The organism is Clostridium subterminale, assembly GCF_039521425.1.
GTDB lineage: Bacteria > Bacillota > Clostridia > Clostridiales > Clostridiaceae > Clostridium_J > Clostridium_J subterminale.
The window spans coordinates 234,753-248,915 of sequence record NZ_BAAACI010000007.1; the positions used below are offsets into that span (position 1 = coordinate 234,753).

General features: G+C 30.8%; 17 protein-coding genes and 1 riboswitch. Of the genes, 4 read left to right on the forward strand and 13 right to left on the reverse strand.

The annotated features are described in order from the left end of the window. Positions 1-14 precede the first annotated feature (14 nt). From cobU to cobT, 3 genes are all read right to left on the reverse strand, one after another. Positions 15-566, reverse strand: a complete 552-nt coding sequence (cobU, locus tag ABDZ93_RS14775; RefSeq protein WP_343827218.1) for a bifunctional adenosylcobinamide kinase/adenosylcobinamide-phosphate guanylyltransferase — start codon at positions 564-566, stop codon at positions 15-17. Positions 567-610: 44 nt separating this feature from the next. Next, complete coding sequence (gene cobC, locus ABDZ93_RS14780; RefSeq protein WP_343827219.1) at positions 611-1,198, reverse strand: alpha-ribazole phosphatase; 588 nt, start codon at positions 1,196-1,198, stop codon at positions 611-613. Between the two features lie 61 nt (positions 1,199-1,259). Continuing rightward, complete coding sequence (gene cobT / locus ABDZ93_RS14785; RefSeq protein ID WP_343827220.1) at positions 1,260-2,333, reverse strand: nicotinate-nucleotide--dimethylbenzimidazole phosphoribosyltransferase; 1,074 nt, start codon at positions 2,331-2,333, stop codon at positions 1,260-1,262. Positions 2,334-2,492: 159 nt separating this feature from the next. Continuing rightward, positions 2,493-2,665, reverse strand: a riboswitch (cobalamin riboswitch). Between the two features lie 262 nt (positions 2,666-2,927). Between cobT and ABDZ93_RS14790 the strand changes: the two genes are divergently transcribed. The 4 genes from ABDZ93_RS14790 (at position 2,928) to ABDZ93_RS14805 (ending at position 6,891) form a co-directional block, all read left to right on the forward strand. Next, positions 2,928-3,788, forward strand: coding sequence for a DMT family transporter (locus ABDZ93_RS14790; protein ID WP_343827222.1), 861 nt, complete (start codon positions 2,928-2,930; stop codon positions 3,786-3,788). A gap of 237 nt (positions 3,789-4,025) precedes the next feature. Beyond that, complete coding sequence (locus ABDZ93_RS14795) at positions 4,026-5,120, forward strand: MGDG synthase family glycosyltransferase (protein ID WP_343827223.1); 1,095 nt, start codon at positions 4,026-4,028, stop codon at positions 5,118-5,120. After that, on the forward strand, positions 5,120-5,824 hold the full coding sequence (locus ABDZ93_RS14800) for a polysaccharide deacetylase family protein (protein WP_343827224.1): 705 nt from the start codon (positions 5,120-5,122) through the stop codon (positions 5,822-5,824). The genes ABDZ93_RS14795 and ABDZ93_RS14800 overlap by 1 nt, the downstream gene beginning before the upstream one ends. Positions 5,825-5,826: 2 nt before the next feature. After that, positions 5,827-6,891, forward strand: a complete 1,065-nt coding sequence (locus ABDZ93_RS14805) for a lysylphosphatidylglycerol synthase transmembrane domain-containing protein (protein ID WP_343827225.1) — start codon at positions 5,827-5,829, stop codon at positions 6,889-6,891. A 114-nt stretch (positions 6,892-7,005) separates the two neighbouring features. Here the strand turns inward: ABDZ93_RS14805 and ABDZ93_RS14810 are convergent, their stop codons facing one another. From ABDZ93_RS14810 to ABDZ93_RS14855, 10 genes are all read right to left on the reverse strand, one after another. Beyond that, positions 7,006-7,479, reverse strand: coding sequence for a cupin domain-containing protein (locus tag ABDZ93_RS14810; RefSeq protein WP_343827584.1), 474 nt, complete (start codon positions 7,477-7,479; stop codon positions 7,006-7,008). A 2-nt stretch (positions 7,480-7,481) separates the two neighbouring features. Continuing rightward, entirely contained in the window at positions 7,482-8,576 is a 1,095-nt protein-coding gene (eutH, locus tag ABDZ93_RS14815; RefSeq protein WP_343827226.1) for an ethanolamine utilization protein EutH, read from the reverse strand. An 87-nt stretch (positions 8,577-8,663) separates the two neighbouring features. Beyond that, positions 8,664-9,209, reverse strand: a complete 546-nt coding sequence (locus ABDZ93_RS14820; RefSeq protein WP_343827227.1) for a BMC domain-containing protein — start codon at positions 9,207-9,209, stop codon at positions 8,664-8,666. Next, positions 9,202-9,474: a EutN/CcmL family microcompartment protein gene (locus ABDZ93_RS14825; RefSeq protein ID WP_343827228.1), complete on the reverse strand. Its 273-nt coding sequence runs from the start codon at positions 9,472-9,474 to the stop codon at positions 9,202-9,204. Before ABDZ93_RS14825 ends, ABDZ93_RS14820 begins: the two co-directional genes overlap by 8 nt. 11 nt (positions 9,475-9,485) lie before the next feature. Then, positions 9,486-10,172 (reverse strand): TIGR02536 family ethanolamine utilization protein, encoded by a 687-nt coding sequence (locus ABDZ93_RS14830; RefSeq protein ID WP_343827229.1) that lies wholly within the window; start codon positions 10,170-10,172, stop codon positions 9,486-9,488. Between the two features lie 23 nt (positions 10,173-10,195). After that, positions 10,196-10,822, reverse strand: a complete 627-nt coding sequence (gene eutD, locus ABDZ93_RS14835; RefSeq protein WP_343827230.1) for an ethanolamine utilization phosphate acetyltransferase EutD — start codon at positions 10,820-10,822, stop codon at positions 10,196-10,198. 16 nt (positions 10,823-10,838) lie between these two features. Continuing rightward, entirely contained in the window at positions 10,839-11,627 is a 789-nt protein-coding gene (locus tag ABDZ93_RS14840) for a cobalamin adenosyltransferase (RefSeq protein WP_343827231.1), read from the reverse strand. Between the two features lie 72 nt (positions 11,628-11,699). Next, positions 11,700-11,990 (reverse strand): ethanolamine utilization microcompartment protein EutM, encoded by a 291-nt coding sequence (eutM, locus tag ABDZ93_RS14845; protein WP_343827232.1) that lies wholly within the window; start codon positions 11,988-11,990, stop codon positions 11,700-11,702. A gap of 49 nt (positions 11,991-12,039) precedes the next feature. Then, positions 12,040-13,518, reverse strand: a complete 1,479-nt coding sequence (locus tag ABDZ93_RS14850; RefSeq protein ID WP_343827233.1) for an acetaldehyde dehydrogenase (acetylating) — start codon at positions 13,516-13,518, stop codon at positions 12,040-12,042. After that, the gene (locus ABDZ93_RS14855) at positions 13,518-14,162 is read right to left on the reverse strand and encodes a BMC domain-containing protein (RefSeq protein ID WP_343827234.1); all 645 of its coding nucleotides are present in this window, start codon (positions 14,160-14,162) and stop codon (positions 13,518-13,520) included. Before ABDZ93_RS14855 ends, ABDZ93_RS14850 begins: the two co-directional genes overlap by 1 nt. Position 14,163: the final 1 nt, after the last annotated feature.

Consider the following 14,163-nt stretch of genomic DNA (forward strand, 5'->3'; position numbering starts at 1 on the left):
ATAATACTCCTCGTCTATCCCTTTATTTTTAATCCTTGTCCACAGCAAACTAAATATACTTCATCACAAATGTTCGCTACATGTTGATTTATAAACCCTTGAATATCTCTGAAAATTCTAGATAATTTATTTTCAGGCACTAATCCCCATCCAACTTCATTAGTAATTAACACAACTTCTTTATCTAATTCTCTACATTTTTCTAAGAATAATGTAAATTCATTTTTTATGCTATCACATATTTTATCTATTTCCTCATCGCTTATGTCATCGTAATTTGTAGTGATTTCAAACATTAAATTTGTAGTCATTATAGTAACACAATCTAAAAAAATATATTTTTCATTGAATCTCTCTATTTTTTTATGTAAATCTTTATAACTTTCTAAGGTTTCCCATTTTTTATTTCTGCTTTCCTTATGCTTTTCTATTCTGTGTTTCATTTCATCGTCTGTTACTATAGCTGTTGCTATATATAATACATCATCAGTATGTTTGAGTAGATTTTCTCCATATTTGCTTTTTCCACTTCTACATCCACCAGTAACTAAAGTTAATTTACTCATTATCTTTCTCCTTTTCTTTATACTTATAAACAAATTAATTTATATTAAAATTCTACTGGAATTATACTATCAATATAAAAGTACCCGTATTCTAGTTTAATTATGGACAAATCTGCATTTTTAGAATTAAATCTCCAATAATTATCTAAACAACCTTCCAATATATAAGTATATATAGTTCTTATAATTCCTCCATGGGTACAAATAAGTATATTGTCAACGGATTCTCTTTTTAGTTCTTCCATAAAGTTCTTTACCCTGTGATAAACTTCCTCAAAACTTTCTCCATTCTCTATGGAATACTGCTTCCAATCTTTTGTCCAATCATCATATTCCAGCTTGAATAAATCTTGTAGCTGTTTATAGCTTTTACCTTCAAATATTCCAAAGTTTCTTTCATTCAATCTAGAATCTACTATAAACTCTTCTCCTTCATATATTCTTTTAAGTGTATCCTTCGCCCTCTTCTTTTCACTGCAAAACACCTTATCAAAGTTTATATGCTTCAGTTTTCTTCCTACTAATTCAGCTTGTTTAATTCCCTTTGCTGTGAGCTCACAGTCTATTTCTCCATAGTAAGTCTTCTTTATATTTTCTTCTGTCTCCCCATGTCTAACTATATATATTTTCAATTACTACACTCCTTTATAAAAAGATGTATACCCAATAATCTATATACAACCTGTGCACATTCTATTGATTTCTTATATCTATATAATCTTTTTTATCTATACCAGCTTCATTAAAGGAATCCATATTATTCATAGTAAAAACAGCACTCTCTATTATTCCAAAGGCTATTGGACATCCACTACCTTCACCTAATCTCATTCCCAAGCTAAACATAGGCTCAAGTCCTAAAGTTTCCATTGCATATTGTGCTCCTGGTTCTGCTGAAAGGTGAGATGCAAACATATAATCAGAAGCCTTTGAATTTAATTCCTTTGCACAAATAGCTGCTGCTGATGATATAAGCCCATCAATTACCACTGGTACTTTATATATAGCTCCTCCTAAAAATACTCCACAAAGTCCAGCTATATCAAATCCACCTACCTTACTAAGCACATCTATTACATCATTTTTGTTAGGCTTATTTATTTCAATAGATTTTTTTACCACAGCCTTTTTATGAGACAATCCATCATCTGTTAGACCTGAGCCTTTACCTACTATTAAATCACTATCGATTCCTGAGAATACACTTATTATAGCTGCAGAAGTAGCTGTATTACCTACCCCCATTTCACCAGTTCCTATTAAATCATATCCTTGATTTTTTAGTTCCTTAACAACATCAATTCCTACCTTTATAGCTTTGATAGCTTCTTCCCTAGTCATTGCAGGACCTTTAATCATATTACTTGTACCATATCTAATCTTTCTGTTAATTATTCTAGAATCAGTAAAGTCCTTATCTACACCTATATCTATCACTGTAGTATCACTATTATAGTATTTGCTTAATATACACACTCCAGTAGTACCCTTCACAAAGTTTTCTGTAACTGTAGCCGTTACCTCCCTTGGGCATGATGAAACCCCTGATTCTTGAATTCCATTATCAGCACACATTATAACTATATTTTTCTTATTTATCTCTTTTATATGCTCACCTTTAATCCCACTAAGTTTAACAACAATATCTTCTAAGGCTCCTAAACTTCCTATGGGCTTACTTAAATGATCTATATAATTCTTAGAATTATTCATAACTTCCTTATCTGCATGTTCAATACTACTTAATATTTTTTTTAACTCTTCCACTCTTATCACTCCATCTAAATTTATTCTTTAAAATTTATTCTTTAAATAGTTTTATTATAACTAAAAACACCCTTATCCTCTAAGATAAGGGTGTTAATACACATAACTAAATTTATTAAACTAAAAAATAGTTTGATATACTCTTCCCTCCGAAGGTCTCAACTAACAAAGTTTTAGGCAGGTCTCCTGACTCACGGCTTATCCTCATCATTCCCTTCCCAGTGAATCACCAGTGGTATTATGACTTGTATCCGTACACAGTAGCGGGGGCTGCAGTGGATTTTAACCACTTTCCCTATTAAACTTAAAGTACCTTAAACTATTATTCATCTACTTTAAATTATATACTACTAGGATAACTTATTCAACAATCTTTATAGATTCCACTTATATTATATAAAACTATTAATTAAAATATAAATCAAATTTACATAACATTCGTAAATATCCCTATTCCCTTGAAAAATTTATGAAATAGTGGATAATTATAATTGATAAGTAATATCATTTGAATTGTATTTATAACTTTACTATAATACATAAACTGTATTTTAAAATAGTTTATAAAAATTAACTTAAGATTGGAGACGTACTATGAGTAATAGAATTAAAGGAATAATATTAATTATTTTATCTGCCTTCGGCTTTGCAATGATGTCCGCATTTGTAAAGCTATCTGGAGATTTACCTTCTATGCAGAAAGCTTTTTTTAGAAACATAGTTTCTTTTGTCATAGCCCTTGGAATGATTATATATCACAAAGAAAGATTCTTCGGTAAAAAAGAAAGCCAAAAGCTTCTTATTATGAGATCTACTTTAGGTACATTAGGAGTAATATTAAACTTTTATGCCATTGACCATTTGATTCTTTCCGATGCTAATATGCTTAATAAGCTAAGTCCCTTCTTTGTAATACTTTTCTGTGCTATCTTTTTAAAAGAAAATTTGCAACTAAGGCATATTGCTATTATCACTGTCGGATTTCTTGGATCACTACTTATTATTAAACCAGCTTTTAGTGTGGATATAATTCCTTATGTTATAGGACTTTCATCTGCCATATTTGCTGGAGCTGCCTATACCTGTGTTCGTGCCATTGGAAATCGTGAAAAACATTATACTGTAGTATTCTACTTTTCTTGTTTTTCCGTAGTGACTATTTTACCATTTATGATATTTTCTTATACGCCTATGACTTGGCTTCAATTTACCTACTTAATACTAGCTGGTATCTTTGCAACTATAGGACAGTTTGGAATTACTCTTGCCTATAAGTATGCACCTGCAAAAGAAATATCAATTTTCGATTACTCTAATATAATATTTTCAGCTATCATAAGTATGGTAATATTTAACCAATCCCCTGATATCATAAGTGTTTTAGGATACATAGTTATATTTTCGGCTTCACTTTACATGTTTATGTACAATAAAAAATTAGATAACCCTAAATAGTATTTTAAAAAGGGTTGTCTCAAAGTTAATTCTTTTGAGACAATCCTTTTTATTTTTATAACTAATATCTTTCTTTCTCTATTTTATATAGTAATTTATTATAAATTTATGTTAAATTTAATAATTTTCCCTAAATCTTTAATAAATCTTAATATTTATTAAAGGTATTTCTTAAGATTTACCGGGTAATATAAAACTATAGTAAAAATTATGTATGATTAATGGGAGGTTAAAAATATGAAAATATTAATTCTTACCGGAAAATTTGGTATGGGTCATTATTCAGTATCTAAATCTTTATGTGAAGAAATTAAATCTAAATATCCTAATGTATCTGTAGTTATAAAGGATGTTTTTGATTATGCATTACCAACTTACTCTAATACAATTTATAAAGCTTTTAATGTTATTGTAAACAAGGGAAGTATTTTTTATAATCAAGTTTATAAAATTACAGAAAATAGAAAGCATAACATAAGACCTGCATTTTTAAGTTATTTTCTTCCAAAACTTGGTGAACTTATTAAAGATACAGAACCTAATATTATTATTTCTACTCTGCCATTCTGCTCTCAATTAATTTCAAGATATAAGATGAAGTATAATCCTTCTTTACCTCTTATAACTTGTATAACTGATATTAGTAGCCATTCAGAGTGGATTAATGATAATACTAATTTCTATTTAGTTGGAAGTAATTCTTTAAAAAAGGATCTAATTTTAAAAGGTGTTCCTGAAAATAAAATATTTATTAATGGAATACCTGTAAAAGAAGAATTTAAAAAAACTATAACTAATAATTCTTCTAATGAAAAGCAGATCCTTATTATGGGCGGTGGATTAGGATTATTACCTAAGTCTCTGGAATTTTATGACCAGCTTAATTCCTTAGAAAATGTTAAAACTACAGTTATTACAGGAAATAATACCGAAATCTATAATATGCTTCATGGCAAATATGAAAATATTAATGTACTTGGATATACTGATGAAGTTTATAAATATATGCAGCAAGCAGATTTGATACTTTCTAAACCTGGTGGAATAACTCTATTTGAAAGTATTTTCTCAGAAACACCTTTAATTGCATTTAAGCCTTTTCTTCAGCAAGAAATTAATAATACTAATTTTATATTAAATAATGGTATTGGAAAAGTTCTTGAAACAAGTCCTGATAAATGTTTTGATAAAATAAAAAAAATTATCTATGATGATACAATACTAGATGTTCTTTCTAATAATATAAAAAACCTAAAAAGACAATTTGATTGTACAGTAATTGAAAAAGTATTACTTACTTTAGAACCAAACATGGATGGAGTGTGCGCTTAATGTACTTTACTACTTTAACAGCTATTATTATAATTATTTTTCTCATTCACTCAATCATACCAACTTTATACAACAAATATATAAATTCAAATATTATTAAATGCACTAATAAGGATAATGAAATAATGCTTACATTTGATGATGGTCCTGATGAAAGATATACTGATACTCTTTTAGATGTACTTAAAGAAAATGAAATTACAGCTACTTTCTTTGTTGTTGCTGAAAATGCTAAGAAGAACCCTGATATTATACATCGTATGCATAAGGAAGGCCACGCTATAGCACTACACTCTTTAGAGCATAAAAATGCTCTCTTTTATAGCTATAAATATACAAAAAAAGATTTTAAAAAGAGTATAGAAATAATGAGAAACTTTAATTATGAAATCAATTATTATAGACCACCTTGGGGGCATAGTAATATGTTTACAAACTTTTCTATGAAAAAGTATAATTTAAAAATGATTTTATGGGATGTTATGGCTGAGGACTGGAGCAAATATGCAACAATTGATTCCATATCTTCAAAGTTATTATTACGCACTAATGGAAATTCTATTATATGTCTACATGACGCAGGGGAAAATTCAGGTGGTGCTTTCAATGCGCCTCTTAAAACCATTGAAGCATTATCTGCAGTTTTACCTAAGTTAAAGTTAGAAGGTTATAAATTTATAACACCAGAAAGGTTAGGACAATAATTGTGGAAAAATCTATAAAAAAAGAAAAGTTTAATAATTGTTATGGAAGTTTAATTTTTATGACCTTACTCATTGCTATTACCTTTTATTTACTTTTTAAAGATACTTCTATAACTTCACTAGTCTCTGTAATAAATACAGTTAATCCTATTTACTTATTCATAGCATTTTCTATGATGTGTCTATTTATAATTTTTGAAGCTTATGTTATTTATATTATACTTAAAAATTTAAAGAAAAAAGTATCTTTTAAAAAATGCATTGGTTATTCCTTCATTGGATTTTACTTTAGTGCTATTACTCCTTCATCATCTGGTGGTCAGCCAGCACAAGTATACTATATGAAAAAGGATAATATAAATATATCCTATTCTTCTTTAACCTTATTGATAATTGCCATAGTCTATCAATCAGTAATGCTTTTATATGGACTACTTATGTATCTTTTTAAATATACTTTTATAATAAATAATGTACATGGCATTAAATGGTTATTAATTTACGGAATTGTGATAAATGTATTTATAATAGGTTTTATATTTGCAGTTATATTTTCTAAAAATTTAGTTGGTAAGTTTATTAAATTCATTGTTGAACTCTTATCAAAATTTAAAATTATAAAAAATGCAGAATATACTCTATCCAAAATTAATGTCCACCTTGATGAATATACTAATGGTGCTAAGTATATCAAAAATAATCCTTTACTACTTGTTAAGGTTTTAGTAGTTACAGTTTTACAAATTACAGCTATGTATTTAGTTCCGTATTTCATATATAAATCTTTTGGATTAAGTACTTATAGCATTATGGATATAATTTCTATACAAGCCTTATTAACTATAGCAGTATCTTCTTTGCCATTGCCTGGTGCAGTAGGTGCGACTGAAAGTAGCTTTATGATACTATTTAAAATATTCTTTTCACAAGAATTGTTGCTTTCCGCAATGCTATTAAGCCGTGTAATTAGCTTTTATGCCTTCCTATTAATAAGCGGAATAGCCACTATAATTATTCATATTAAAATAAATCATAGACACACGTCTCAGCAAAACTCACTTTATTAAAGTTAATAATGCATTATGTTCAAGCTATGTTATATAAACTAATATACAACACTAAAAACACAGGTTATATCAAAATAATATTTAGATATAACCTGTGTTTACTTCTAAATTAACTTAATCGTTTTGAGATGCCCAATCTGCTGGATATGTCACATATATGAATCTAGCATAGTTTGGAACTGAGAATTTAATTGTGCTTCCTTTTGGTATTAAAATTAATTCTCCAGCATCTGCTGATACAAGTCTTCCATCTACTACTATATCTAAATGTCCTTCTATAACATAATCTATTTCATCATAGTTTAAAGTCCAATCGAAGGTTGTTTCTTTCATTTCCATTATTCCACAACCTAATCTTCTACTTTCTTCAAGAGTGAATAAATCTTTTGTATATACTATATCACTACTATTTCCAGTATCAAGTCTATTTGACTCATCAACTCTAACTGTTGGAAGTTTAACAGAAATAACTCCACTTGCATCTTTATTCCTTACAAAGTCTACAGAATCATTAGAAGCTCCTGTAAGTTTTTCTTCTATTATTTGTCTAACTAATTTTTCTAATAAGCTTTTATCTATATTTTCCATCATTATTTAGCCTCCTCATTTTTAGTTGCATTGTTTGCAATAAATATAGCTACGAATACAGCTGTAATTCCTGCAACTAATTTACCTACTATCATTGGTAGTATCATTTCTGAATTAAACCCTGCTGTAAATCCTAAGTGATCTCCAAATACAAAGGCTGCAGATACTGCAAAAGCAACGTTAATTATTTTACCTCTGTTATCCATATCCTTCATCATACCAAACATTGGGATACTGTTAGCAAGAGTTGCAACCATACCAGCTGCTGCTATATCATTCATTTTTAAAACTTTACCTAATCCCATTAAAGGTTTTTGGAATACTTTAGTAATCACATATACTAGTGGGAATGCTCCAGCAAGAACTATTGCTATTGCTCCAACAGTTTGGATTCCTTCAGAAATCGGTGCCATTCCTGGAATTACAACAATACCTGTTAACGCTTCAATTACAGCTGCTGCTAATCCTAAAGTTATAACTATTACTACAAACTTTCCGAAAACTGTAAATCCTTTAATGATTGCATTTTCAAACTTCCAAAGTCCTAAAGCTATAAGTGCTGCAATTATAACTATTGGAATTAAGTTTTTAAGTACCATCATTATTGGGAATCCAGCTACAAGACCACCAACAAAAGCTCCTATTGGAATTGTAATAACTCCTGCTAATACTCCCATAGCTAAGAATTTATGATCTTCTTTTTCTATTATTCCAAGGGCAACTGGAATTGTGAATACTATAGTAACACCCATCATAGAACCAACTATTAATCCACCAAACATACCTGCTTGAGGATCTACTGCAAGAGCTTGAGAAAGTGAAGCTCCTCCCATGTCGTTTGCAAGTAGTGTACCACCAAACATACCTGGGTCAGCTCCTAAAAAGTTAAATACAGGTACTATTACTGGTTCTAATATGTTTGCAAGTACTGGTGCAAGACAGATAACTCCTATCATTGCAATTGCAAGAGAACCCATAGCCATGAAACCTTCTTCAAACTTTTCTCCAAGTCCAAACTTATTTCCTAAACACTTATCTATAGCTCCAAGAGCCATAAATACAACCATGATATATACGATTATCTCGTTAATTCCCATCATTTCATCTCCTTATTAAGTTAATTCTTTATTTAATAAATTACGTTTCATTTATATTCATAATTGTGTAAACTAAAGTTTAAGTTTTTATGTTAAATACTTAATGATAAGTTCATCTGGTGAAGGTATTACTGTTGCATGAACAATACGTTTTCCTTCTATAGCTTCTTTAGCTATATTCATTCCATGTTCTACATCACTTAGTCCACCAGAAATAATATAAACAAGTTTACCACTTATTCCAGATGCTACTTGTAGTTTTACTAAATTTAAGTTTGCTCCCTTAAGAGCAATATCTAATGCTTTAAGTCCACTACTTACACTATTGGTTTCCATCACTCCTATGGCACCACTAGCCTTAGTTACAAATCTACTTTTTAAAGCTTGTATAATGTTATTATGGGCACTATTTATAATACAGCTATCTATTATATGCCCTTGACCAGAGGTAATCCCATGGTCAAGGGTTGTTTTTATAGCATCTTCATCCCCTGTTAATATCACTAAAAATCTTCCAGGACATATAGTTTTAAGATATAGTACATCTACATCAGCTTTTTTCACCATTTCATCTGCAACTGCAATGCCTTTAGCTATACTTTTAAAATCAATTGCTCCAATACTTTTACTCATTTTCTACCTCTATTGAATCAATTATTCCAATAATAGTTGCATCTACAGGAACATCTCTTTCTCCTAGCGAAACTCTTGCTGAGCCTCCTCTAGTTATAAGTACATTATCACCAGTACCTGCACCCACACTATCCGCTGCAACAAAAAAGCCTGTTTCTTCTACATCTACATCTTTAAGTAACCTCACTATTAAAAACTTCTGACCATTTAGCTTTTCATCTTTCCTAGTTGCCCATAATCTACCAACTACTCTACCAATAACCATATTATCCTCCGTTAAACTCTTTTAACTTTCAGATTATGAATTCTTATAAAGTCGTTAGCTAATGGAGTGATTATGCTTTTTTTATCTATTACCACAGATTTCATCCCGTTCATAAATGGCTTCCTAAGATCCATTTCACTAATAAGTTTCTTATTTCTAATTTCGAAGCTCATCTCTTCTGATATAGAATTTGAAGTTTCTAATATACTAACTTCTTCAACTTTTTTATACTCTTCTTTTCTTGTGGTTTTATCTTCAACTTTTTCAATAGCCTCAACTATATCAATTCCATATACCTTAAGCTCTTTTTCAAAGCTTAAATACTTATTATATAGTGCTCTTGGTGCAGTATTTTTATATTTTCTATACTCTAGACCATTTTCAAGAACATAGACTCTCTTACCTGCTAATAGCATATTAATGATAAAGTTTTCTTCTTCATTAATGCCAGTTAGTGTAGCTATATTTGCCATGGACTTTATAGATAGTCTAGAAACTACAGCTATATCAGCTTCTAGTGCTTCTTCACCGTAATAAATCATTCTATATTCTTCATTTAAATTAGCTTTAGTAATAGGATCTAATTCTACATCTCCAATTACCACAGCTGTCTTATGTCTTATATTTTTTCTATTTGTTTCTTCTAACTTTTTATAAACTTCTTTTACTATTAAGTCCACAAGTTTATCATAGTTCATTTATATACCTCCTTTTTTGAGGCCTACTTAACTATTCTACAAAGAGTTCCCTTCGTAAATCCACAAGCATTAGCCTCATCATAGTCTATATGCATATATGTTCTAAAGTCTGGGCTTACTCTTATGACAACATCATCAAATATTAGAGGTCTATCACCATAAACCTTTGCTTGTATGATTTCTTTATCTTTTACACCAAACTTCTCTGCATCTTCTGGAGTCATGTGTATGTGCCTTTTAGCAGCAATTACTCCTTTGTCTATTGTAAGAGTAGCTCGCTCTGTGGAAATTGTAATTCCAGGAGTACCTTCTATTTTACCACTTTCTTTAACAGGAGCCTTAATTCCAAGAACTGTTGCATCAGTTAATGAAATTTCTACTTGAGTAGCTTTTCTAGCAGGCCCAAGAACAACAACGTTCTTTAATGAACCTTTAGGTCCTGTTATAGTAACTCTTTCTTTACATGCATATTGACCTGGTTGTGATAAGTCCTTAACCTTATTTAACTGATAATCACGTCCAAATAATATGTTTATATGTTCTTCACATAGGTGAACATGCTTTCCAGAGGCTTCAACTTCTATAAAAGCTTCTTTTTTTACCTTCTTTATTACTTCATCTATGATATCCTCTACTAAAAGATTATTCATATTTCATCCTCCTGATTTAACTGTATTCTCCAGTTCTATATTTAAATATCATTATCCAAAGCAAGGATGATAATCTATTTAATGCCTTTATTATATCAGGCCTTTGAACATCACCATATTCGCCTTTAAATGCTGTATAAGCTAAAAGTTCAGTTTCCCTTATAGTTGTTCTACAAGAATTTAAAGCCACAACAGCCTCACCCATAGAAAACCCTACTGGCTCATGACCAATACCATAGTATTTCTTTGGATAATGTGATCTTTCTCTTAATTCTTCTGGAGTCATACCAAGAAGTTTAAATTCTCCTACTGGTTCATTAACTACTTCACATCTAAGGATGCCTCTTACAAACTTTAAAACTTCTTCAAGATCTTCTGTTAATTTTGAAGCTCCTAATTTATGAGCAACAACTTGAGTTTCTAATATCTTAGACTCAAGAGAATCTAACTTTCCTCTCAGTGCTATTACCTTATGATCTTTAAACACTAATAAGTTTCCATGTAAATGTGTCATATGCTCAGGCTTTTCCGTTAATTCAGCACCAAATACAGTTATATATTTACTTTCTTCTTCTTTGGTTTGTGACTTTCCAGGTACTTCTTCTTTTACTTCTTTTGCTTTTTTTACTTCATGTACTACTTCCTCTAAAGAATCTACATACTCTAAGTTAATGTTATGTTCTGACAAAAATGATTTTGCAGATGGGGTTACTATTTGTCCCTTTAGCACTCTAAATTCAGTATATTCCTTGAAGTCTTTTCCCTTTAACTGTCTTCTAACTTCACTTTCAGTTAATACTGACATATCTTCACATCCCTCATTAGATGTAAGAGACGTACTGCCTATTTTAGCAATACATCTCTACACAAATCTAAACTAAACTGTTTCGTGTGTTTTTGGTAAAACAGCATCTACTTCGAAGTGTGGTCTTGGGATTACGTGAACTGATATTAATTCTCCAACTCTTTCAGCTGCTGCTGCTCCAGCATCTGTAGCAGCTTTAACAGCTCCAACATCACCTCTTACAAGTACAGTTACAAGACCGCCACCAACTTGTTCTTTTCCTACTAGTTGTACGTTAGCAGCTTTAACCATTGCGTCTGCAGCTTCTATTGCTGCTACTAATCCTTTAGTTTCAATCATCCCTAATGCGTTTGCGTTTGCCATTATAAATTCCTCCTTAAATTTAACCTATATACTTTGAAATTTTATTTTATTATCTTAATTCACTTATTATTTTCTTAACAAGTAAATTAACAAGCTCTTCTGTGTCTGCAGATGAAAGTGAACTATTACTGCGAGTAACTGTATTGCTGCTTCCACCTCTGAAATGTTCAATTTCTCTAACTCCATAAGCTACTTTTTTTATGTTTACAAGGTGAAGTGGTCCTACATTATCAGATGTTGCACTTCCACCAATAGCTCCACAACCTAAAGTTAAAGCAGGTACTATGTTTAGAGAAGCACCTATTCCTCCTAAAGTACTTGGAGTGTTTACTGGTATTCTCGATACCGGCATACTAAGAGCAAATCTCTTTACTAGTTCCTTATCTTCACAGTGCATTGAGAATGTGTGACCTGCACCTTCATTAAGAAGTATTTCTCTACACTTAGCTTCTATATCATCTACACTCTTTTCAACATAGAATCCTAGAATTGGAGCTAATTTTTCTCTTGAATATGGTACATTGTGTCCTACTTCTGTTTCTTCTGCAATAAGTACTCTTGCTGAAGCAGGTACGTTAGTTAAACTTGCAAGCTTTGCAATAGTTTCTACACTCTTACCAACAATTTGTGGATTCATACTTCCGTTAGCTCTCATTATAAATTTACCAAGTTGTTTTGCTTCTTCTGGACTTAAGAAATATGCTCCTTGGTTTTTGAACTCAGCTACTACTTTATCTTTAATAGCTTCTTCTATAATTACTGATTGCTCAGAAGCACAGATTGTTCCATTGTCAAAAGTTTTAGAATCCATTATTCTCTTAACTGCAATTCTAATATCAGCACTCTTATCGATAAATGCTGGACCGTTTCCTGGACCAACTCCAAGAGCTGGTGTACCTGAAGAGTAAGCCGCTCTAACCATTGCTGAACCACCAGTTGCAAGTATCATAGCTGTATCTTTATTTTTCATTAACTCGTCTGTAGCTTGAAGCGTCGGAATTGTAATACATCCAATAGCTCCTTCTGGGCATCCAGCCTTTACAGCTGCTTCATTCATAATTCTAACTGTTTCTAATATACTTTTTTTAGCATTTGGATGTGGTGAAAATACTATTGCATTCCCACATTTTAAGGATATAAGAGCTTTATACATAGTTGTTGATGTTGGGTTAGTTGAAGGAATTAATCCTGCAATTACTCCCATTGGAACTGCAACATCCATAACTTTTTTCTCTTCATCTTCTGCTACTATTCCAACAGTTTTAAGATCCTTAATATAATCATAGATGTATGTAGAACCAAATATATTTTTGATTACTTTATCTTGCCATACTCCAAATCCAGTTTCTTCAACTGCCATTTTAGCTAATTTCTCTGCATTTGCTGCAGCAGCCTCAGCCATAGCCTTAATTATTCTATCAATCTCTTCTTGAGACTTTTGAGCTAATTTTGCTTGAGCAGCCTTAGCTGTTTTAATTAGATTCCTAACCTCTTGTATAGACGCCAAATCTTTATCTGTAAGTTCCATTATTTTTCACCTGCTTTGTTATATTCTAGTATAGTGTTTATAAGCACATCCTTTTTGGCAAATTTAATTTGTTTATTTGTCATATTCGGAATTTTTAAAGTTCTAACTAATCTTCTTAACTCTTCAACTTTCATAGAGTTATAATCTATATGATCTTTGAAATCATTTTTTATAGTCTCTTCTATTTTGTTGATTTGAGACTCTACTTCTTTAGTTTCTTCTTTAACTTCTGATTTTTCTTTTGTAACTTTTTCTACAATTCCTACTTCAGAAGTTTCTCCCTTTTTATTATCTGGAGCTTCTATTTTTTCATTATCTTTTGAATCACTTTTTTCACTAGATGATTCTATAGAAACCTCTTGTGATTTTTTATGTCCTTCAAAGAATAAACTTTGAACTTGTGAGTCTACTCTTGGTATCACATGAGCAGTTCTAAAAGTACCTAAACTTTCTACAGAAGCCCTGGCTGCATCAACTGCAGCCTTTACAGCTCCTACATCTCCAGTAATTTTAATAGTGGTTATTCCACCTTTTATTTTCTCTAGTCCAATCAAGGTAACATTTGCAGCCTTTAGAGCAGAATCTGCAGCTTCTACTGCTGCAACGTATCCTCTTACTTCTACTAGACCTAATGCTTTACTCACT